This is a genomic window from Salmonella sp. JXY0409-18 (assembly GCF_020268625.1).
GTDB lineage: Bacteria > Pseudomonadota > Gammaproteobacteria > Enterobacterales > Enterobacteriaceae > Salmonella > Salmonella enterica.
On sequence record NZ_CP084216.1, the window covers coordinates 4,087,192 to 4,107,037 of the forward strand.

At 52.2% G+C, this 19,846-nt stretch carries 20 protein-coding genes, 1 tRNA gene and 1 pseudogene; 10 read left to right on the forward strand and 12 right to left on the reverse strand.

Annotation, left to right across the window (positions count from 1 at the left end; translation table 11 throughout):
• Positions 1 to 20: 20 nt before the first annotated feature.
• Together epmB and LDB27_RS19945 are read left to right on the forward strand one after the other, a co-directional pair.
• Entirely contained in the window at positions 21 to 1,049 is a 1,029-nt protein-coding gene (gene epmB, locus LDB27_RS19940) for an EF-P beta-lysylation protein EpmB (RefSeq protein ID WP_000940479.1), read from the forward strand.
• Between the two features lie 281 nt (positions 1,050 to 1,330).
• Positions 1,331 to 2,188 carry a YjeJ family protein gene (locus LDB27_RS19945; RefSeq protein ID WP_001229227.1) on the forward strand — a complete coding sequence of 286 codons (858 nt, stop codon included), beginning with the start codon at positions 1,331 to 1,333 and terminating at the stop codon, positions 2,186 to 2,188.
• Between the two features lie 47 nt (positions 2,189 to 2,235).
• On the opposite strand, the gene LDB27_RS19950 is transcribed toward LDB27_RS19945, so the two are convergent.
• The 3 genes from LDB27_RS19950 to LDB27_RS19960 form a co-directional block, all read right to left on the reverse strand.
• Positions 2,236 to 2,589 (reverse strand): DUF4156 domain-containing protein, encoded by a 354-nt coding sequence (locus tag LDB27_RS19950; RefSeq protein WP_000558210.1) that lies wholly within the window; start codon positions 2,587 to 2,589, stop codon positions 2,236 to 2,238.
• 243 nt (positions 2,590 to 2,832) lie between these two features.
• Positions 2,833 to 4,479, reverse strand: coding sequence for a chaperonin GroEL (gene groL / locus LDB27_RS19955; RefSeq protein ID WP_000729126.1), 1,647 nt, complete (start codon positions 4,477 to 4,479; stop codon positions 2,833 to 2,835).
• 43 nt (positions 4,480 to 4,522) lie between these two features.
• Positions 4,523 to 4,816: a co-chaperone GroES gene (locus tag LDB27_RS19960; RefSeq protein ID WP_000027827.1), complete on the reverse strand. Its 294-nt coding sequence runs from the start codon at positions 4,814 to 4,816 to the stop codon at positions 4,523 to 4,525.
• Between the two features lie 275 nt (positions 4,817 to 5,091).
• On the opposite strand from LDB27_RS19960, the gene yjeH reads away from it, so the two are divergent.
• Positions 5,092 to 6,333 (forward strand): L-methionine/branched-chain amino acid transporter, encoded by a 1,242-nt coding sequence (gene yjeH, locus LDB27_RS19965; protein ID WP_023136358.1) that lies wholly within the window; start codon positions 5,092 to 5,094, stop codon positions 6,331 to 6,333.
• Positions 6,334 to 6,391: 58 nt separating this feature from the next.
• On the opposite strand, the gene LDB27_RS19970 is transcribed toward yjeH, so the two are convergent.
• Positions 6,392 to 6,868 carry an FxsA family protein gene (locus tag LDB27_RS19970; protein WP_001267291.1) on the reverse strand — a complete coding sequence of 159 codons (477 nt, stop codon included), beginning with the start codon at positions 6,866 to 6,868 and terminating at the stop codon, positions 6,392 to 6,394.
• Between the two features lie 340 nt (positions 6,869 to 7,208).
• On the opposite strand from LDB27_RS19970, the gene aspA reads away from it, so the two are divergent.
• From aspA to LDB27_RS20000, 6 genes are all read left to right on the forward strand, one after another.
• Positions 7,209 to 8,645, forward strand: a complete 1,437-nt coding sequence (gene aspA / locus LDB27_RS19975; protein WP_000069440.1) for an aspartate ammonia-lyase — start codon at positions 7,209 to 7,211, stop codon at positions 8,643 to 8,645.
• A 114-nt stretch (positions 8,646 to 8,759) separates the two neighbouring features.
• On the forward strand, positions 8,760 to 10,061 hold the full coding sequence (gene dcuA / locus LDB27_RS19980) for an anaerobic C4-dicarboxylate transporter DcuA (protein WP_000637595.1): 1,302 nt from the start codon (positions 8,760 to 8,762) through the stop codon (positions 10,059 to 10,061).
• A 120-nt stretch (positions 10,062 to 10,181) separates the two neighbouring features.
• Entirely contained in the window at positions 10,182 to 10,529 is a 348-nt protein-coding gene (cutA, locus tag LDB27_RS19985; RefSeq protein ID WP_000887832.1) for a divalent cation tolerance protein CutA, read from the forward strand.
• Complete coding sequence (locus LDB27_RS19990) at positions 10,505 to 12,208, forward strand: protein-disulfide reductase DsbD (RefSeq protein ID WP_000068895.1); 1,704 nt, start codon at positions 10,505 to 10,507, stop codon at positions 12,206 to 12,208. The genes cutA and LDB27_RS19990 overlap by 25 nt, the downstream gene beginning before the upstream one ends.
• Before the next feature lie 36 nt (positions 12,209 to 12,244).
• Positions 12,245 to 12,820 carry a transcriptional regulator gene (locus LDB27_RS19995; RefSeq protein WP_001188509.1) on the forward strand — a complete coding sequence of 192 codons (576 nt, stop codon included), beginning with the start codon at positions 12,245 to 12,247 and terminating at the stop codon, positions 12,818 to 12,820.
• 115 nt (positions 12,821 to 12,935) lie between these two features.
• Positions 12,936 to 13,011: transfer RNA gene (locus LDB27_RS20000), tRNA-Phe, on the forward strand.
• Between the two features lie 79 nt (positions 13,012 to 13,090).
• Here LDB27_RS20000 and LDB27_RS20005 read toward each other — a convergent pair.
• A pseudogene (locus LDB27_RS20005) lies at positions 13,091 to 13,165 on the reverse strand (helix-turn-helix domain-containing protein); the annotation flags it as partial.
• Between the two features lie 555 nt (positions 13,166 to 13,720).
• On the opposite strand from LDB27_RS20005, the gene LDB27_RS20015 reads away from it, so the two are divergent.
• The gene (locus LDB27_RS20015) at positions 13,721 to 14,473 is read left to right on the forward strand and encodes a non-specific acid phosphatase (RefSeq protein WP_000842411.1); all 753 of its coding nucleotides are present in this window, start codon (positions 13,721 to 13,723) and stop codon (positions 14,471 to 14,473) included.
• 131 nt (positions 14,474 to 14,604) lie between these two features.
• On the opposite strand, the gene LDB27_RS20020 is transcribed toward LDB27_RS20015, so the two are convergent.
• From LDB27_RS20020 to LDB27_RS20050, 7 genes are all read right to left on the reverse strand, one after another.
• Positions 14,605 to 15,453 (reverse strand): SdiA-regulated domain-containing protein, encoded by an 849-nt coding sequence (locus tag LDB27_RS20020; RefSeq protein ID WP_000175391.1) that lies wholly within the window; start codon positions 15,451 to 15,453, stop codon positions 14,605 to 14,607.
• Positions 15,454 to 15,478: 25 nt separating this feature from the next.
• Positions 15,479 to 15,625, reverse strand: a complete 147-nt coding sequence (locus LDB27_RS20025; protein ID WP_001112365.1) for a hypothetical protein — start codon at positions 15,623 to 15,625, stop codon at positions 15,479 to 15,481.
• Positions 15,626 to 15,901: 276 nt separating this feature from the next.
• The gene (locus LDB27_RS20030; RefSeq protein ID WP_000063794.1) at positions 15,902 to 16,114 is read right to left on the reverse strand and encodes a FaeA/PapI family transcriptional regulator; all 213 of its coding nucleotides are present in this window, start codon (positions 16,112 to 16,114) and stop codon (positions 15,902 to 15,904) included.
• Positions 16,115 to 16,186: 72 nt separating this feature from the next.
• Entirely contained in the window at positions 16,187 to 16,771 is a 585-nt protein-coding gene (locus tag LDB27_RS20035) for a hypothetical protein (protein ID WP_000426473.1), read from the reverse strand.
• 421 nt (positions 16,772 to 17,192) lie between these two features.
• Positions 17,193 to 17,957 carry a K88 minor fimbrial subunit faeI gene (locus LDB27_RS20040; RefSeq protein WP_000827664.1) on the reverse strand — a complete coding sequence of 255 codons (765 nt, stop codon included), beginning with the start codon at positions 17,955 to 17,957 and terminating at the stop codon, positions 17,193 to 17,195.
• 27 nt (positions 17,958 to 17,984) lie between these two features.
• On the reverse strand, positions 17,985 to 18,782 hold the full coding sequence (gene faeH, locus LDB27_RS20045; RefSeq protein ID WP_225519890.1) for a F4 (K88) fimbria minor subunit FaeH: 798 nt from the start codon (positions 18,780 to 18,782) through the stop codon (positions 17,985 to 17,987).
• Positions 18,783 to 19,015: 233 nt separating this feature from the next.
• Positions 19,016 to 19,798 carry a hypothetical protein gene (locus LDB27_RS20050; RefSeq protein ID WP_000751772.1) on the reverse strand — a complete coding sequence of 261 codons (783 nt, stop codon included), beginning with the start codon at positions 19,796 to 19,798 and terminating at the stop codon, positions 19,016 to 19,018.
• Between the last annotated feature and the right edge of the window lie 48 nt (positions 19,799 to 19,846).

The following is a 19,846-nucleotide window of genomic DNA, read 5'->3' on the forward strand; positions in this document are numbered from 1 at the left end:
ACTGGTAGCTAAGCCACAAAATGGCGCATATTGTAACCCTAAATACCCCATTGCGAGAAGATTGGTTAGCGCAACTTGCCGATGTTGTGACCAATCCCGACGAACTGCTGCATCTTTTACAGATTGAAGCTGATGAAAACCTCCGGGCAGGACAGGACGCCAGGCGCTTGTTTGCCCTCCGCGTGCCGCGCGCTTTTATTGCGCGCATGGAGAAGGGCAACCCTGACGATCCTCTGTTACGTCAAGTGCTGACGTCCCGGGATGAATTTATTGTCGCCCCCGGTTTCTCCACCGACCCGTTGGAAGAGCAACACAGCGTGGTGCCAGGATTATTGCATAAATACCAAAACCGGGCGCTATTGCTGGTAAAAGGCGGATGTGCGGTAAATTGCCGCTACTGTTTCCGTCGTCACTTCCCGTATGCGGAGAATCAAGGCAATAAGCGCAACTGGACAGTCGCGCTGGAGTATATCGCCGCACACCCGGAACTGGATGAAATCATCTTTTCCGGCGGCGATCCGCTGATGGCGAAAGATCATGAGCTGGACTGGCTGCTCACGCAACTGGAAGCCATTAAGCACGTCAAGCGGCTACGCATCCACAGCCGGTTGCCTATCGTCATCCCGGCACGCATTACTGACGAACTGGTCGCCCGCTTTGACCAGTCACATCTGCAAATTTTGTTGGTGAACCATATCAACCACGCCAATGAAGTGGACGAGGCGTTCTGCTTGGCGATGAAGAAACTGCGCCACGTGGGCGTCACGCTTCTCAACCAGAGCGTCCTGCTGCGTGGCGTGAATGATAACGCGCGAACGCTGGCGAATCTGAGCAACGCGCTATTTGACGCCGGCGTGATGCCCTATTACCTGCATGTGCTGGATAAAGTGCAGGGCGCCGCGCATTTTATGGTCACCGATGACGAAGCCCGGCAAATCATGCGCGAACTGCTCACGCTGGTATCCGGCTATATGGTGCCAAGACTGGCGCGTGAAATCGGCGGCGAACCGAGCAAAACACCGCTGGATTTACAGCTTCGGCAGTGCTAATCCTCGCGGGCGCGTCAGGGACGACGAAAAATATTACCGCGCAATATTACGAGGAGATTCCCCCACGATTCTCCTCACCCTCTGGCGAGGATAAACTAACCTTCGTTAAATACACCTTTCCGGTCCTCTCTTTTCAATAAAGTCCGTTTTAGGACTCGCTTAGCGTGTACTGCATTTTCGAATTATACTGGTTCTCCTTTTTATAGGACGGCATAAACAATTTATATATCAAATACATTGCAGTAAAACATTTAATTATTTTATATTTGTGGAGAATTGACATGGCCTTAACGATTAAGGGACTAAATACCGGCGTTATTCGTCACAATGATAAGTTTATCGCGCTGGCGCTTAAGGTGAAGTCACTGAGAAATAAAGAAACACTGCTTTTCTTTCCTGTGCTCGCGCTGCGAGACTTGTTGATCGGCCTTGAACACCGGCTTTATTTACAACACTCGCTTCCGGAACAAGAGCAGGAAAAACGCCAGAAAGCCAAAAGCAGTCATGTGCTTAAAATGCATGAGAATATTCCGGCAATACTCCGTGAAGAGCTGGAAAACGCCGATGTTAATCAGCGTGTTGAATCTTTAGCGTTGAGCGATAATACAGAAAAAGTATTAACCTTTACGTTAAAGCTGCACAATGGTAGCCATCTTGATTTACAGGTCGGTGAGTGGCAGGTTGAAGTTCTGGTGATGGCTATTATTCACGCCATTAATAATGCCGAAATGCGTGAGCTCGCATTGCGTATTTCTTCAATGCTGGACTTTTTACCATTATACGATGCTGACTGCCTGGAAAACGGTAATATCGAATTCGATACCTATAACCAGCCTGACTGGAAACATAATCTGTATAACCATTATTTAGCGCTCGTTTATCGTTATACGGATGAGGCAGGACAATCGCATGATTGCGGCACCATCATTAAGACCCGCAGTCAGTCAGGCTCTAAAGAAGCTGAAGCGATATCACGCCGCTTGCTGAATTTCAGCCCGCGTCTTAAAAAGCTGGAAGGAAAACCGTGTAAGGTTTTTGTCAGAACGCTTGGAACCGGTAAAGCAGCGCGTCTGACGCAAGATCAATGCATGCGCGCGTTGCATAATCTACGCATGGCATCATCGCAGGAAAAACGCTAACCATATTGCCCTCTGAATCTTTCAGAGGGCGTTACGATTCAGACATATCAGTTCGGACATTTATAAACCTGGCCGTTCATCTCGCTGGCCGTCGGGACAAAACTGGACAACATGCCCTGCGACGGACTACTTACGCCATACAGCACGTTTCCACCCATCGCGGCCGCCTGATTACGCAGATCGTTCGCTGCGCCACGCATTGAGCCACCCTCTTCGCCGTGCTGGCCTGAAAACCAGTTACTCTGTTTACCGGTTGCCGTACCAATAAGCTGGCATTCCGCGCCTGGCTTATCTTCGACAAAGCGTACATTTTGGCCGGCAGCGGTAAGTTCGTTGCTGGAGCTACAACCCGCCATCAGCAGCGCGGCGCCAACGATCCCTGCTAAATATTTCACGTGCATGTTATTCCCCATAATCAATGAGCTGGACGTTTTGTCCGTATCTGAATCTTATACTAAAAAGATGACCAAAAGAAAAACCCCCGGTCATTTCTGCCCGGGGGTTTCTCAATTCTGGGAGATAAGCACCCAAATCATTCTGGTTGCAGGAAGGCGGCCAGTTTGTTAATCCCCAGTCACTTACTCAAGTAAGTGACTGGGGTTAGCCAACGCATCTACAGCCTGAAGGATGCAGGGTGTGGGCAATTACATCATGCCGCCCATACCACCCATACCACCCATGCCGCCAGCAGCGCCTAAATCAGGAGCATCGCTTTTCGGCAGGTCGGTCACCATGCACTCGGTAGTGATCATCAGACCAGCCACTGAAGCCGCGTACTGCAGCGCAGAACGGGTAACTTTGGTTGGGTCCAGGATACCCATATCGATCATGTTGCCGTATTCTTCAGTTGCTGCGTTGTAACCGTAGTTACCGTCGCCGCCTTTAACGGTGTTAGCGACAACAGACGGCTCTTCGCCGCAGTTCAGCACGATCTGACGCAGCGGAGCTTCCATTGCGCGCAGCGCAACTTTGATACCCACGTTCTGGTCTTCGTTCTGGCCTTTCAGGTCAGCAATTTTAGAAGCAACGCGGATCAGCGCAACGCCACCACCAGCAACCACGCCTTCTTCTACCGCAGCACGGGTCGCGTGCAGGGCATCTTCAACGCGGGCTTTCTTCTCTTTCATTTCAACTTCGGTCGCAGCGCCAACTTTGATAACCGCAACGCCGCCTGCCAGTTTCGCTACGCGCTCCTGCAGTTTTTCACGATCGTAGTCGGAGGTCGCTTCTTCAATCTGCTGACGGATCTGAGCAACACGGCCCTGGATTGCAGCTTCTTCACCCACGCCATCGATGATGGTGGTGGTGTCTTTGTTGATCACAACGCGTTTCGCCTGACCCAGGTCTTCCAGGGTTGCTTTTTCCAGCTCCATACCGATCTCTTCAGAGATTACGGTACCGCCGGTCAGGGTAGCGATATCCTGCAGCATTGCTTTACGACGATCGCCGAAGCCAGGTGCCTTAACCGCAGCCACTTTCACGATGCCACGCATGGTGTTAACAACCAGGGTAGCCAGCGCTTCGCCTTCAACATCTTCAGCGATGATCAGCAGCGGTTTGCCTGCTTTTGCAACGGCTTCCAGAACCGGCAGCATTTCGCGGATGTTGGAGATTTTCTTATCAGCCAGCAGGATGAACGGGCTTTCCAGCTCTACTGCGCCAGTTTCCGGCTTGTTGATGAAGTAAGGAGACAGGTAGCCGCGGTCAAACTGCATACCTTCAACCACGTCCAGTTCGTCCTGCAGACCGGTACCGTCTTCAACGGTGATGACGCCTTCTTTACCGACTTTATCCATCGCTTCCGCGATCAGTTTACCTACGGTTTCGTCGGAGTTAGCGGAGATAGTACCTACCTGAGCAATCGCTTTAGAGTCGGAGCACGGTACGGACAGGGCTTTCAGCTCTTCAACCGCAGCAGCAACCGCTTTGTCGATACCACGTTTCAGGTCCATCGGGTTCATGCCCGCAGCAACGGCTTTCAGGCCTTCGGTAATGATGGACTGCGCCAGTACGGTCGCGGTGGTGGTGCCGTCGCCTGCAGCGTCGTTCGCTTTAGAGGCAACTTCTTTCACCATCTGCGCGCCCATGTTTTCAAACTTGTCTTCCAGCTCGATTTCACGCGCTACGGAAACACCATCTTTAGTGATAGTCGGCGCACCGAAAGATTTATCCAGAACCACGTTACGGCCTTTCGGACCGAGGGTTACTTTCACTGCATCTGCCAGTACGTTTACGCCGCGCAGCATTTTCACACGAGCGTCGTTACCGAATTTTACGTCTTTAGCTGCCATTTTCTCTTTCCCTTAAATTCGTATGTTCAGTGTCGTTCGCGGATTACGCTTCAACAATTGCCAGAATGTCGCTTTCAGACATGATCAACACTTCTTCATTGTCGATCTTTTCAGATTTCACACCGTAGCCATCGTTAAAAATAACGATGTCGCCAACTTTCACGTCCAGCGGCTGTACAGTACCGTTGTCCAGGATGCGACCCTTACCGACAGCGATGATTTCGCCACGAGTTGATTTACCCGCTGCGGAACCGGTCAGTACGATGCCGCCAGCAGATTTGGACTCAACTTCTTTACGTTTGACGATCACACGATCATGTAACGGACGAATACTCATTGATAGCTCTCCTTTGAGAAAGTCATTATCAGTTATGGGTGACGCCGGCCCGTAAACGGTTTCCCGGCTGGTGACCAGAGAGATGGGGATGGGGTTTTGCCCCTTCAAGGGGGGAGATGAAAAAAAATTCTTCTGAGCGAAAAAAGCGGTAAAAACGCTACTTATCTCACGTTTACCCAAGGTTTAGAACATCCTGCTATAAGAAAAGGCGTGTGTGATACGCTTAAAAATGCCTGTCGTCACCTGACGTTACAATGCCGCCGGATAATGAGCTGATGAATGAACTAAAAAAAGAGCTTGGGTTGGTTCAGGGCGTTATCTTGTTAACCACATCATTATTAGGGACTGGCGTTTTTGCGCTTCCGGAGCTGGCTGCGCTGGCGGCAGGCGACATCAGCCTTTGGGCATGGCCGCTGCTCATTATTTTGATTTTCCCTATTGCGATTGTCTTTGCTGTGCTGGGGCGTCATTTTCCACACGCTGGCGGCGTAGCGCATTTTGTCGGGATGGCATTTGGCCCGCGTCTGCAACGAGTGATCAGTTGGCTGTTTTTATCAGTTATTCCTGTTAGTTTTCCCGCAGCCTTGCATATTGCGGTGGGTTTCGGCCAGGCGCTGTTTGGCTGGCAAAGCGAACAGCTCTTATTTGGGGAGCTGGGTACTCTAGGTTTACTATGGTTTATGGGATCGCGCGGCGCCAGCTCCAGCGCCAACCTGCAAGCCATTATCGCTGGATTAATTATCGCGCTTATTGCCGCCATTCTGTGGAAAGGCGCAATTAAACCTGCAGATATCACCTTCCCAGCCGCAAACGAAATCACCTTTTCCCGCCTGTGTACCGCCCTGGCGATCATGTTCTGGGGATTTGTGGGAATTGAGGCGTTTACGCATTTGTCATCTGAATTTAAAAATCCTGAACGTGATTTTCCGCGCGCATTGATCATTGGCCTGATGCTGGCCGGCGCCATTTATTGGGCCTGTACCGCCGTGGTGCTGCATTTTGGCGTCTATAGCGACAAGATAGCGGCAACAGCATCGCTACCGCTTATTATTGTTCATCTCTTCGGTATCCAGGCGTTGTGGGTAGCCTGCATTATTGGTTATCTCACCTGCTTTGCCAGCCTGAATGTGTATGCTCAGAGTTTTGCGCGTCTGATATGGACGCAAATGCAATATCAGCCCGATCACTATCTGGCTCAACTCTCTCCCGGGCGCCTTCCCTTGCACGCGTTAAACGTTATTCTGGCCTGTTGTTGCGTGAGTTCCCTGGTCGTCTATGCCCTGAAGATTAACCTCAATGCGCTGATCGTCTATGCTAACGGTATTTTTATTATGCTCTATCTGCTTTGTATGCTGGCGGGCTGTCGACTGTTGAAAGGGCGTTGCTATGCACTGGCGGTGACGGGTTGTCTACTGTGCCTGTTATTGCTGGCAATGCTGGGGTGGAAAAGCTTATATGCCATTATCATGCTGGCTGCATTATGGCTGTTTTTACCGAAGCGAAAACGCATGGCGTAAGACGCATCCGCTGGCCGGATAACGCCTCGCGCGACTTATCCGACCAACATTTCTACCTTTAATCCCGACGATCGTCTTTATGTTCAATACGATCGCGATCGTCATCTTTACGCTGATACTCGCCGTCAAATGTTTCGCCACCGCCAGTACCCGCGCTAAACCCGCCGCCCGGCATCCGGGAAAAACGTAAATGCGGCAGCAACTTCAGCGTCAAATGTTTTTGCACTGGTGGTAACAAAAGGAGAAGGCCGAGAAAATCGGTGAAAAATCCCGGCAACAGGAGCAGTAAGCCAGCGATGATCAGCGATACACTCTTAATCATTTCTGCCGCCGGGCTCTCACCGGCCGCCATTTTTTGTTGCATCAGCAAAAAGTTTTTAAAACCCTGGTTACGTACCAGCGACATACCGATAACAGACGTAAAAATCACCAGGATTAGCGTCATCAGGACGCCAAGCACATGGGCGACCTGGATAAAGATAGAAATCTCAATGTAAACATAGAGAAAGACAGCTAAAAAGGGTATCCAGCGCAAAGGACTCTCCTGTAAGTCATGGCCGTCTGCGACGACCATTTGAATGGGGTTGCGATTCGCATCGATCCGATATGGTGGTGCGTAGCAAAATTTCAAGTGGTTTGTACACCTATTTTAGGTAGTAATACTAAAGCGGTGACCTATTTCACAAAATAATAAATAAGGGGTAAATTCCCACACTTTAAGTGATCCAGATTACGGTAGGAATTCTGAACCAGCATATGATCTCGTTTATCAGGCCGATGGAGGGGATAATCGTCGGTCAGAAAACATTCGAAATCACATATATCCTGTGTGTTTTAAAGTAAAAATCATTGGCAGCTTGAAAAAGAAGGTTCACATGTCAAACAACATTCGTATCGAAGAAGATCTGTTGGGTACCAGGGAAGTTCCAGCTGAAGCCTACTATGGTGTTCACACTCTGAGAGCGATTGAAAACTTCTACATTAGCAATAACAAAATCAGCGACATCCCTGAATTTGTGCGTGGCATGGTTATGGTAAAAAAAGCGGCGGCGCTGGCCAACAAAGAGCTGCAAACCATTCCTAAGAGTGTGGCGAACGCCATCATTGCCGCATGTGATGAAGTCCTTAACAACGGTAAGTGCATGGATCAGTTCCCGGTAGATGTCTACCAGGGCGGCGCGGGCACTTCCGTCAACATGAATACCAACGAAGTGCTGGCCAACATCGGGCTGGAACTGATGGGTCATCAGAAAGGTGAATATCAGTACCTGAACCCGAACGACCACGTGAATAAATGTCAATCCACTAACGATGCCTATCCGACAGGCTTCCGTGTAGCGGTTTACGCCTCTATCGTCAAACTGATCGATGCCATCAACCAGTTGCGTGAAGGTTTCGAACGTAAAGCGGTTGAATTCCAGGACATCCTGAAAATGGGTCGTACCCAGTTGCAGGACGCCGTACCGATGACGCTTGGTCAAGAATTCCGTGCGTTCAGCATCCTGCTGAAAGAAGAAGTGAAAAGCATCGAGCGTACTGCTGAGCTGCTGCTGGAAGTCAACCTTGGCGCAACGGCAATCGGTACCGGTCTGAACACGCCGAAAGAATACTCTCCGCTGGCGGTGAAAAAACTGGCTGAAGTCACTGGTTTCGCCTGTGTTCCGGCGGAAGATCTGATTGAGGCGACATCTGACTGTGGCGCGTATGTTATGGTTCACAGCGCGCTGAAACGTCTGGCAGTGAAGATGTCCAAAATCTGTAACGACCTGCGCTTGCTCTCTTCTGGTCCTCGTGCCGGCCTGAACGAGATCAACCTGCCGGAACTGCAGGCGGGCTCTTCCATCATGCCAGCCAAAGTGAACCCGGTTGTACCGGAAGTCGTAAACCAGGTATGCTTTAAAGTCATCGGTAACGACACCACCGTTACGATGGCGGCGGAAGCCGGTCAGTTGCAGCTGAACGTTATGGAGCCGGTTATCGGTCAGGCGATGTTCGAATCCATCCACATTCTGAGCAACGCGTGCTACAACCTGCTGGAAAAATGCGTTAACGGCATTACCGCGAATAAAGAAGTGTGCGAAGGGTACGTTTATAACTCCATCGGTATCGTCACTTACCTCAACCCGTTCATCGGCCACCACAACGGCGACATCGTCGGTAAAATCTGTGCTGAAACCGGTAAGAGCGTACGTGAAGTTGTGCTGGAGCGCGGCCTGTTAACGGAAGCCGAGCTGGACGATATTTTCTCCGTACAGAACTTGATGCACCCGGCTTATAAAGCTAAACGTTATACTGATGAAAGCGAACAGTAATCGTACAGGGTAGTACCAAAGAGGCACGTCACGATGACGTGCCTTTTTTCTTACAAGAAGTTACCAAATAACAACAATTTAATATCAACTTGTTAAACAACAAGGAAGGCTAATATGATAGTTGTCGAACTTATCATTGTTTTGCTGGCAATCTTTTTGGGCGCCAGACTTGGGGGCATCGGTATTGGATTCGCTGGTGGGCTGGGTGTTCTGGTACTTGCCGCCATCGGCGTGAAGCCAGGGACAATTCCATTCGATGTCATTTCCATCATCATGGCGGTTATCGCCGCGATCTCTGCTATGCAGGTCGCGGGCGGTCTGGATTATTTGGTAAACCAGACGGAAAAACTGCTGCGTAAGAACCCGAAATACATCACTATCCTCGCACCGATTGTGACCTATTTCCTGACTATTTTTGCTGGTACCGGGAACATTTCCCTGGCAACGCTGCCGGTTATTGCTGAAGTCGCGAAGGAGCAGGGAATCAAACCTTGCCGTCCGCTCTCGACCGCCGTGGTATCCGCGCAGATTGCGATTACCGCCTCGCCGATTTCTGCGGCCGTGGTGTATATGTCTTCTGTTATGGAAGGTCATGGCATTAGCTACATTCACCTGCTGTCCGTGGTTATCCCCTCTACGCTGCTGGCGGTGCTGGTGATGTCCTTCCTGGTCACGATGCTGTTCAACTCCAAACTGTCGGACGACCCGATTTACCGCAAGCGTCTGGAAGAAGGGCTGATTGAACTGCGTGGTGAAAAGCAGATTGAAATCAAACCGATGGCAAAAAATTCCGTCTGGCTGTTCCTGCTGGGCGTTATCTGCGTGGTTGTTTATGCGATTGTCAACAGTCCGAGCCTCGGCCTGGTTGAAAAACCGCTGATGAACACCACCAACGCTATTTTGATCATCATGTTGAGCGTCGCAACGCTGACCACCATCCTGTGTAAAGTGGAAACTGACGCCATCCTCAACTCCAGCACCTTTAAAGCAGGGATGAGCGCCTGTATCTGTATTCTGGGCGTGGCGTGGCTGGGCGATACCTTCGTATCCGCTAACATCGACTGGATCAAAGACACTGCGGGTAGCGTCATCCAGGGTCATCCGTGGCTGCTGGCCGTCATCTTCTTCTTTGCTTCCGCGCTGCTCTACTCTCAGGCGGCAACGGCGAAAGCGCTGATGCCGATGGCGCTGGCGCTGAACGTCTCTCCGCTGACGGCAGTCGCTTCCTTCGCCGCCGTTTCCGGCCTGTTCATTCTGCCGACCTACCCGACTCTGGTTGCGGCGGTACAGATGGATGACACCGGTACAACCCGTATCGGTAAATTCGTCTTTAACCACCCGTTCTTCATCCCAGGCACCCTGGGCGTCGTTCTGGCTGTCTGCTTCGGCTTCCTGCTGGGCAGCTTTATGCTGTAAGTGTTTCACCCGCGGGGCGTATCACGCCCCGCATTCTCCCGCCCTTTGACTAACATCCTGCCCTCGTCCGTTGTATAGTGACCGTTCACTTGCGGGTCTTTTTGTTCTTTCGAGGTGTTTATGCTTGATGTTAAGAGTCAGGATATTTCCATCCCCGAGGCCGTTGTGGTGCTTTGTACCGCCCCGGATGAAGCTACCGCCCAGGATCTGGCCGCCAAAGTGCTGGCGGAAAAACTGGCCGCCTGCGCCACCCTCCTCCCCGGCGCGACATCGCTGTACTACTGGGAAGGCAAACTGGAGCAGGAGTATGAAGTTCAAATGATCTTAAAGACCACCGTTTCACATCAGCAAGCGCTTATCGACTGCCTGAAGTCTCATCACCCGTATCAAACGCCTGAACTTCTGGTTTTACCTGTTACTCACGGAGATACTGATTACCTCTCATGGCTCAACGCATCTTTACGCTGATCCTGCTGCTGTGCAGCACATCCGCCTTCGCCGGATTATTCGACGCGCCGGGTCGCTCGCAGTTCGTCCCTGCCGACCGGGCGTTTGTTTTTGATTTTCAGCAAAATCAACACGATCTTACCCTCTCCTGGCAGGTAAAAGAGGGTTACTACCTTTACCGTAAACAAATCAGCATCACGCCAACGAAAGCGGATATCGCCGCAGTCCAACTCCCGGCAGGCGTCTGGCATGAAGATGAATTCTACGGAAAAAGCGAAATCTACCGTAAGCGGCTAAACGTTCCGGTAACGGTTAACCAGGCGGCGGCTGGCGCGACATTAACGGTAACGTACCAGGGGTGCGCCGATGCGGGATTCTGTTATCCGCCGGAAACGAAAACGGTGCCGCTAAGTGAAGTCGCCGCGGCAATAGACGCCACGCCGACGCCTGCTGTCACCCAGACGAGTGAGACGTCAAAACCCGCCGCCCAGCTACCTTTTTCCGCGCTCTGGGCACTGCTGATCGGCATAGGCATCGCCTTTACGCCCTGCGTTTTACCCATGTATCCGCTGATTTCCGGTATTGTCCTGGGGGGAAGGCAACGTTTGTCGACGGGGCGCGCACTGCTGCTGGCCTTTATCTATGTACAAGGGATGGCGCTGACCTATACCGCACTGGGTCTGGTCGTCGCCGCAGCGGGATTACAGTTTCAGGCGGCGCTGCAGCACCCTTATGTGTTAATCGGCCTTGCCATCGTGTTCACCCTGCTTGCGTTGTCGATGTTTGGCCTGTTCACACTACAGCTCCCCTCCTCACTGCAAACCCGGCTGACATTAATGAGTAATCGTCAGCAAGGCGGCTCGCCCGGCGGTGTTTTTGTTATGGGGGCGATTGCCGGATTAATTTGCTCGCCCTGCACTACAGCGCCGTTAAGCGCGATTCTGCTTTATATCGCTCAGAGCGGCAACATGTGGCTGGGCGGCGGCACGCTGTATTTGTATGCATTAGGTATGGGTCTGCCGCTAATGCTGGTCACCGTGTTTGGCAACCGTCTGCTACCGAAAAGCGGCCCGTGGATGGCGCATGTTAAAACCGCTTTTGGTTTCGTGATCCTCGCGTTACCGGTCTTTTTACTGGAGCGGATTATTGGCGAGGCTTGGGGTTTACGTCTGTGGTCGCTGCTGGGCGTCGCTTTCTTTGGTTGGGCCTTTATCACCAGCCTTCAGGCCAGACGAGCGTGGATGCGTATCGTACAGATTATCCTGCTGGCGGCTGCGCTCATTAGCGTGCGGCCTCTACAGGATTGGGCGTTCGGATCGCCATCCGCGCAAGCTCCAGCGCACCTCAATTTCACGGCTATTTCTACCGTGGACGAACTCAATCAGGCGCTGGCGCAGGCCAAAGGCAAACCCGTTATGCTGGATTTCTACGCCGACTGGTGCGTGGCCTGTAAAGAGTTTGAAAAGTATACCTTCAGCGATCCGCGGGTCCAGCAGGCGCTCGGCGACACGGTGCTCTTGCAGGCTAACGTCACCGCTAACAATGCGCAGGATGTCGCGCTGTTAAAGCATCTGCAAGTCCTCGGGCTGCCCACCATTCTGTTCTTTAATGCCCAAGGCCAGGAACAGCCGCAATCGCGAGTCACCGGCTTTATGGACGCCGCCACCTTTAGCGCGCATTTGCACGATCGCCAACCGTGAGCGACACTTGCAAAAGCAAAGACGGAGGAGAATACCGTGCAACGTGAAGATATTCTGGGAGAAGCCCTGAAATTACTGGAGACGCAAGGGATAGCCGATACTACGCTGGAAATGGTGGCGGAGCGCGTAAATCGCCCACTCGACACATTACAGCGTTTCTGGCCAGATAAAGAAGCCATTTTATATGACGCGCTACGTTATCTGAGTCAGCAGGTAGATATCTGGCGACGCCAGCTTCTTCTTGATGAGACGCTTTCTGCTGAACAAAAGCTACTGGCACGCTACAGCGCGCTCTCGGAATGTGTCAGTAATAACCGTTATCCTGGTTGCCTGTTCATTGCCGCCTGTACGTTTTATCCCGACCCAACCCATCCTATTCACCAACTGGCCAATCAACAAAAACGCGCGGCACATGATTTTACCCATGAGCTACTGACCACGCTGGAAATTGACGATCCGGCGATGGTCGCAAGGCAGATGGAGCTGGTGCTGGAAGGTTGTCTCAGCCGAATGCTGGTCAACCGCAGTCAGGCTGATGTAGATACCGCTCAGCGGTTGGCGGAAGATATTCTGCGTTTTGCACAGTGCCGTCAGGGTGGAGCGCTCACCTGACGGGTACTGATTTTATGCATTTTGCCTGAAAAGCAGGCAGTCAGCGCGCTTTTATCACTTTTTTCGTGTAAAGCCGTTGACGACCGCGCCCCTTTACGGTTTAATGCGCCCCGTTGCCCGGATAGCTCAGTCGGTAGAGCAGGGGATTGAAAATCCCCGTGTCCTTGGTTCGATTCCGAGTCCGGGCACCACTTATTCAGAAAACCCAGCCTATGGCTGGGTTTTTGCTTTTCTGGGAGTGGAAATCCGTAGCCCCCATCTCCGGCCTGACTAGCTATAACGAGAAGGCCAGATTTTCTCTGGCGCAACGCCCAGCGCTTCGGCGATCAGCCGCTCATCTTTGGGCCTGGGTCAAAAGCTTACTTAGCTACAGGGAGATTATTACCAGTAATAACGCGTATCACTCCATCTGACGGTTCGCTAGCCTCGACAAGTGAGTCCAATATCTCCGCCATGAACTTTTCCATCACTGACAACAACAATTCCTTCGCCAATTTTAGCATTTTTTCTTTTTCGGTTTCTTTATTCTTAAATACTGTTTCCGGCTCTTGTTCATAATCATAAATTAATACTCAGCACATCATAACTGGTGGTAACTGTCGGGGTAACAGGGCACATATTTTAAAATACTCATTCATACTTTGTTATTACGTAAACATTTTAACCTAATGCGTGTCAGTCAGGCACGCAGATAAAAAATAACCGGGGGAAAAGTTAAACAAAATGCTGTTAGCCGGAAGTACCAGTATTGTTCTGTTGTCCGCTGCAGTCAGTTCGGTATGGGCAGACGATAATGCCAGTGCAGCGTCCTGCTTTTTTACCTGTATGTTGAATAACCATTGCAATAAATCATTATAGGATTACATCTGTTTATTATTTCCTGATCCGGAGTGAGTCTTTATGAAAAGTCGTTATTTACTATTTTTTCTACCACTGATCGTAGCTAAATATACATCAGCAGAAACAGTGCAACCCTTTCATTCTCCTGAAGAATCAGTGAACAGTCAGTTCTACTTACCACCACCGCCAGGTAATGATGATCCGGCTTTCCGCTATGATAAGGAGGCTTATTTTAAGGGCTATGCGATAAAAGGTTCCCCACGATGGAAACAAGCTGCTGAGGATGCAGATGTAAGCGTGGAAAATATAGCCAGAATATTCTCGCCAGTAGTGGGTGCTAAAATTAATCCCAAAGATACGCCAGAAACCTGGAATATGTTACAGAATCTTCTGAAAATGGGCGGCTACTACGCTACTGCTTCGGCAAAAAAATATTATATGCGTACTCGTCCCTTTGTCTTATTTAATCATTCTACCTGCCGTCCTGAAGATGAGGATACTTTGAGAAAAGATGGCTCTTACCCTTCCGGGCATACTGCTTATGGTACACTTCTGGCATTAGTATTATCCCAGGCCAGACCGGAACGCGCGCAGGAGCTCGCCAGACGAGGATGGGAGTTCGGGCAAAGCAGAGTGATATGCGGTGCTCACTGGCAAAGCGATGTTGATGCTGGCCGTTATGTGGGAGCAGTAGAGTTTGCAAGGCTGCAAACAATCCCGGCTTTTCAGAAGTCACTGGCAAAAGTCCGTGAGGAGCTGAACGACAAAAATAATTTATTGAGTAAAGAAGATCACCCCAAACTTAATTACTGAAGGTGAAAGTCTTCCCGCAAACTGGCCACAGTAAATGAAAGGAAGTGCAACTGCGTAGGGGCGACCGGGCGTGGAGAACGCCTTTGGTTTCCCCGATTCGCAAACCACCCGTTTGCAGTCCGTCCAGACCGTCATGACGTCGTTGTCCGGCTGAAGCGGTAAAACCGGTCTGGCTCACTGACTATCCACAGCGAATTCCGGCCATCAGAAGCTATCCCTTCCGCCTGCGGAATGTCCCGCTCCAGACCACTGTGTCCCCGGCGCAGCGGCATCACCCACCAGCCGCCCTCGGGGTCTGACACCAGTACCAGGGCTGATTCATGGGAAAGCACATACAGCCGCCTGTTTTTCCTGTCGTAATGCAGGCCGGAGATATCCTTCAGGAACCACGGCAGGGACAACCGGTGCGTCAGTGAATCACTGACCGACAGAGAGTCATGGCTGTGGTCCGTTTCTAAAAAACGAAGCGGTTTCTTTTCCTGCGCCACTATCAGGGCATTCTCTCCCCGTCCACGGGCAAGGCCTTCAAAACCGGCATTGTCGCTTTTTCTGTCCACATCCAGGGTCAGGGTGTATGACGCCGGCGGCAGGACAGACGTATTCCTGTCAATGTGGTGGGTGGTGAGTATCCGCTCCCGTTCCCGGGACAGGACATAGCGGTTCCGGCCGAGATACTCAATGGCCTCAAAATCATGGTCGCCATCCGATGGTATCACCCGCAGCACGTTCCCGTCCGTGTCCAGCTCCACCACCGACGACGGATGGTCGGTCACGGCAAACAGCGTTCCGCTGTCCGGGTTCCACGTCAGGCCGGAGAGACCGCCCTGTATACCGGGAATGTCTTTTTCTGTCGCAAGCTGCCACTGCGTTTCCTCCGGGTACCAGGTTTCCGGAAAATACAGTGTGGCCGCACCGGCCACCATCAGAAGAGCGCCAGCCAGCAGTGCCGGTTTTTGTTTAAGTAAACGTCTCAGAGTCATGGTTCCGGATGTTCAGTTCATCGCATTACATGCAGTCAATGACAAACCAGAGCATGGCCAGGGCTCCGGTCAGGAAGCCGGAGATGAAAGCGCTGGTCAGAAGCAGTAAAATCAGCGCCCGGAGCGAAAAGCGTCCCCCGCCATACCCGGCGCGTCTTTCGTCATCCGGCATGTTGTCCTTCTGCAAAAAAAATTCTCCGGGGAATTACCGGTATGGAGATGTCCGGATAAAAAGAGCTTTATTCCCGTAAGGCCTGTCATGCAGCCCCGGATTATATTCATTCAATATTCAGTAACAGAAATACCGATACAAAAAACACCAGTGATATCATGACGACAAAAGAAATACAGATGTAATAAATCATCTTCAGAAAGTTCATCAGTCAGTTACCACAATATCTGTTCCGGCCACTTGTTCTCTCCATGCCCCTGTTTTACCGGATATCCGTCAGACCAGCCGCCATCGGCCGGACACGCCTTTACCTGCATTCATTTTCTCCACCACGCCCGCTCCCTCAAGCGTAACCAGATAAGCCCTGGCCTGGTATATTGTCAGCCCGGCCGCATCCGCAATACTCCGGGTCCTGACCGGTATATTTATCCTGCCGTTTGCCTGTGACTGCATAAAAGACAGAATTTTGTCGCAAGCGTCATTACTCATTTTGTTCTCCTGTGACTACGGGGAAGCAATGCTGTCCCGGAAGCTGAAATACCTGCCCCGGGTCTTCACATATCAGAACCGTTGTCCGGTTTCATCTGTAATCACCCCGGGTAACAGGCCGCTCGTGCACAGTACATGCAGGTTCTCCACCCCTGCATACTCCACCAGGCAGGCCCGGAGGTAATAATCCTTGCGTGATGCCGCCTTCAGTGAGGCATTCCTGTTTATGGCCGTACACAGGGATATCAGAGTCCGCTTTCGCAACTCAGTCAGTTCACCTGAGCTTTCCGGCCCGGCTCTTCCCTCAAGCGCCTGACGCAGCATGTCACGCAGCCGGAGGAGGCTGTCCCGGCCACTGATAACCTGCGCAGTTCCTCTCAGTAGCCGCATTTCCTGCAGCCGCGAAGGTACCAGAACAACCATGGGAACCGGACTGGCCGCGTGCAGCATTCTGATGTCCTGCAGATGCCGCCCCCAGCCGGCCAGCGGCTCCGCACTCAGTGCCACCAGGGCCAGGTCATATGCCCCGGGAGGTGACATCTCCGGTCGCACCACGGCATACCCCATACCGGCAAGCAGATGTGACAGCCCCAGCAGTTCATATTCACAGTTCCCCGTCAGCAGTATGCGTTTCCGGCGGGACATGGCATTTTCCATTTATCCTGCCCCCGCTAACTTAACGCCGGGCTTATCAGCTCTGCCAGCATGGCTGACAGTCCCACAAGAACCAGCAGATAAACCGTGACCAGTACACGTACAGATATTTTCATTACGATCCCTGCTCAGAAATAGTTCACTACCGGCATCAGGTTTCTCTGCGAGTGGTTGACATAACACAGTACCTGCATCAACAACCGACAGATAACAGCCACCGGCTTCATGTAAGGCAGCAGTAAACTCAGACAGCGTCATTCTGGTCATGAATGTCGTGCCTTCCCCGAATACCAGCCTGACCCGGCCGTTATGTTCCTGCACCTGCCGGATATCCCGGACACTCACAAAGAAAAACACGCCGTCAGCCCGCTCCAGCCCCACAAAAACGGCGGGGCCCGGAACGGGTGACCGGGGGCCTGCAGCCTTACCGATATTCAATGCTCACCGCCAGGGAGGTATGCCAGCGGGACGGTACCGCCCCCTTAAAACGCAGCTCACCGCTGTCCGCCACCGTCTGTGCGCCGTATACCCCGTCAACCTGGCGCAGGGCGGCGTCACTGAACCGGCTCAGTCCGGACACGCTGCTGACCGTCATCTCCCGGAGCCAGACCGGGCCTTCACTGTCAAACAGGGTCTGCAGCACACCCGGCGTCTGCCCTGCCGGCATCACCTGCGTCTGTGGCGGCAAGCCGTTGCCCTGCAGGTCGCCATACAGCCCGGCATACTCCGCCCGGTCCCCCAGGACATGGCGCAGCACACCCGCCGCCTGCATCCGGAAGGTGAATGTCCCGGTACGGACATTTCCCTCCCCCGTCACCGGCAGTGTCACCGATGCCATACCCGGTGCCGTCCACGTCAGTGCAAAACCCTCTGTGTCCTTACCGTACGTCACCTGCGGCGCAAGCCCCTCCCGGCCGGCCGGGGTGGTCAGGATAGTTTTTCCCAGCAGGACCGTCATGGCCGGCAGGGGAACCGGTATTACCTGCTCCCCACTGCGCAGGACAGAGACAGCTTTCGTGTTTATCTGTGTGTTCCCTTCCCCGACCTTCCAGGCCCAGGGATTACGGGTGCTGGTCACCGGCCCGCCCAGCTTCAGCTCTCCGCTGAAATCTTCCCCCGGCGTGTTCCACGCCAGCACACAGGATGGCAGCAGGCTGGCAGCCAGCAGTAAAAGCGTCATTCGTTTCATTGTGTTCTTCCTCTCCCTGCCCGTTCTTTACTGGACCGTCACTGTCACACTCAGCCCGGTCTGCCACTGCGCCGGAGTGTTTTCTGCCGGCAGGCGCAGCTCAAAATCCGAGACGGCGGACGCATAGGCCGCCGCCAGCCGGGTCACCCGGCCGTCAGCCAGCACGCCCTGACTGATAACCTGACCGTTATCTGCCGTGCTCATTCCGTTACCGAAGCCCCGGTTCAGCATCAGCAGGGAAGGCAGACGGCTTTTGAGCCACTGCGGCAGGGTGCCGGCCTGCACACCGCTCACGCTCTGACCGTTTACGAGCGACATGCCTGCCGGCAGAACCGCCCCGTCTTCCTGGTGTCCGGCGCTGACGGCCATTCCCTGGTCAAGGGTGAAAGAAAGCTGCCCCGCCACGTGACCGTTCTCCGGGTTACGTACCGGGACAGAGGCGCGGAAGTGCTGCGCCGTCGTGCTACCGCCAGCCGTCACGGAAAACGGCTGACCGTTACTGCTGAACGTGATGAAAGGCGTGAAGCCGGGACCACCGCGCTCTGCCACCTCATACAGATGGCCTTCCAGAAACGGCAGGGAATCCTTGCCGCGTAAATCAAAAACCAGTTGTCCGCTCTCTGTTCGGGCATCAGCGGTATCCACCGCCCATGTCTGGTCAGGGGAGCCCACCTGCCAGGTCCATTTCGGGGCCTCGTCAGTGACCAGACCGTGAAACTGTATTTCCCCGCCGTCAAGAATTCCGGCCCGGGGTGCTGCGGAATAAAACAGGGCCAGCGCGGCCAGGGCGGAAATAATAGATTTATAATGATGCGTTATTTTCATCGTTATTCACTCTGTTTTATCCGTTGGTCATAATTAATAAAAAACGAGCATTCAGATAAGCTGAAAAGAATAAACCCGGCACCGGCGTTCGCGGACATTTCCTGACTGACAGAGAAGCAGGAAATAAATATACCGGAATACCGGGTTTATTACCGGTGAGCGGCCGTAAAGCAGAACACCGGGTTAATGGTCAGACAACAGCTATATTCTGTTTATGCCTGATAACTGCCGGGTTAGTTATAAGAAACCGTAATCGGCAAGGAAACGTGCCATTTAATAGCGTCGCTGGCAGCTGGTTGATCCAGGGTAATAGACAAGTTAGCATCCTGCGGGATGCCTGAAGCATAATAAGCATGGTAGGTGTTCGCTGTGGAACTAAAATCAAACTGACCAACATTACCGGGAGCGTACGCTGTTCCGTTATCACTCCAGGTTTCAGCAATGCCCGGGAACAGAGTGCGTGCAAACGAATAAGCGTCACCTGAGTCAAACACCCCTTCAGCTGATTGTGGTAAGCCCCCGAAGAAGCCGCTATCTGCTGAAGAAGCATACAACATAACGTTACTATCAACACCATTGTTTGCCTGAGCTGCGACACGAAGAACGGTTTTCAGTGTACCGATTTTGTTCCCTTTATCATCATTCACTGTTGCGTTCAGATATACCTGTCCCTTTCCATCAGTCATGAACTGGGATGCATCAACAGCTCCCTTATAATCAATCTGTGGGTCAATCAACGGCAGACCTGTAAAACCATTAGCTACGTTACGAATACCCAGTACTGGAATTGCACTCGTATGTGAAATAGAAACGGCTTTCTCACCTTTTATAATCTGTGCATTCAAATCGCTCACAGCGGCACCAACACTCGTCTCCCATGGAATATATTTGTCCTGCGGTGCCAGGGTACCACCTAATTCCAAACTTCCGCCATTACCGCCGCCGGTCCACGCCATAGCCGAGCCGGATACCACTGCAGATGCAGCCACTGCCAGTGCAATCAGTGTTTTTTTCATGAATTTATTCCTTTCAGTTTTATAAAACAATTAAAGAGCTATTTTGTT

What these genes read in the sequence shown, in the direction of transcription:
- epmB (WP_000940479.1), top strand. Translation starts at nt 21, where the DNA reads ATGGCGCATATTGTAACCCTAAATACCCCATTGCGAGAAGATTGGTTA.
- LDB27_RS19945 (WP_001229227.1), top strand. Translation starts at nt 1,331, where the DNA reads ATGGCCTTAACGATTAAGGGACTAAATACCGGCGTTATTCGTCACAAT.
- LDB27_RS19950 (WP_000558210.1), bottom strand. Translation starts at nt 2,589, where the DNA reads ATGCACGTGAAATATTTAGCAGGGATCGTTGGCGCCGCGCTGCTGATG.
- groL (WP_000729126.1), bottom strand. Translation starts at nt 4,479, where the DNA reads ATGGCAGCTAAAGACGTAAAATTCGGTAACGACGCTCGTGTGAAAATG.
- LDB27_RS19960 (WP_000027827.1), bottom strand. Translation starts at nt 4,816, where the DNA reads ATGAGTATTCGTCCGTTACATGATCGTGTGATCGTCAAACGTAAAGAA.
- yjeH (WP_023136358.1), top strand. Translation starts at nt 5,092, where the DNA reads ATGAATGAACTAAAAAAAGAGCTTGGGTTGGTTCAGGGCGTTATCTTG.
- aspA (WP_000069440.1), top strand. Translation starts at nt 7,209, where the DNA reads ATGTCAAACAACATTCGTATCGAAGAAGATCTGTTGGGTACCAGGGAA.
- dcuA (WP_000637595.1), top strand. Translation starts at nt 8,760, where the DNA reads ATGATAGTTGTCGAACTTATCATTGTTTTGCTGGCAATCTTTTTGGGC.
- cutA (WP_000887832.1), top strand. Translation starts at nt 10,182, where the DNA reads ATGCTTGATGTTAAGAGTCAGGATATTTCCATCCCCGAGGCCGTTGTG.
- LDB27_RS19990 (WP_000068895.1), top strand. Translation starts at nt 10,505, where the DNA reads ATGGCTCAACGCATCTTTACGCTGATCCTGCTGCTGTGCAGCACATCC.
- LDB27_RS20015 (WP_000842411.1), top strand. Translation starts at nt 13,721, where the DNA reads ATGAAAAGTCGTTATTTACTATTTTTTCTACCACTGATCGTAGCTAAA.
- LDB27_RS20020 (WP_000175391.1), bottom strand. Translation starts at nt 15,453, where the DNA reads ATGACTCTGAGACGTTTACTTAAACAAAAACCGGCACTGCTGGCTGGC.
- LDB27_RS20025 (WP_001112365.1), bottom strand. Translation starts at nt 15,625, where the DNA reads ATGCCGGATGACGAAAGACGCGCCGGGTATGGCGGGGGACGCTTTTCG.
- LDB27_RS20030 (WP_000063794.1), bottom strand. Translation starts at nt 16,114, where the DNA reads ATGAGTAATGACGCTTGCGACAAAATTCTGTCTTTTATGCAGTCACAG.
- LDB27_RS20035 (WP_000426473.1), bottom strand. Translation starts at nt 16,771, where the DNA reads ATGGAAAATGCCATGTCCCGCCGGAAACGCATACTGCTGACGGGGAAC.
- LDB27_RS20040 (WP_000827664.1), bottom strand. Translation starts at nt 17,957, where the DNA reads ATGAAACGAATGACGCTTTTACTGCTGGCTGCCAGCCTGCTGCCATCC.
- faeH (WP_225519890.1), bottom strand. Translation starts at nt 18,782, where the DNA reads ATGAAAATAACGCATCATTATAAATCTATTATTTCCGCCCTGGCCGCG.
- LDB27_RS20050 (WP_000751772.1), bottom strand. Translation starts at nt 19,798, where the DNA reads ATGAAAAAAACACTGATTGCACTGGCAGTGGCTGCATCTGCAGTGGTA.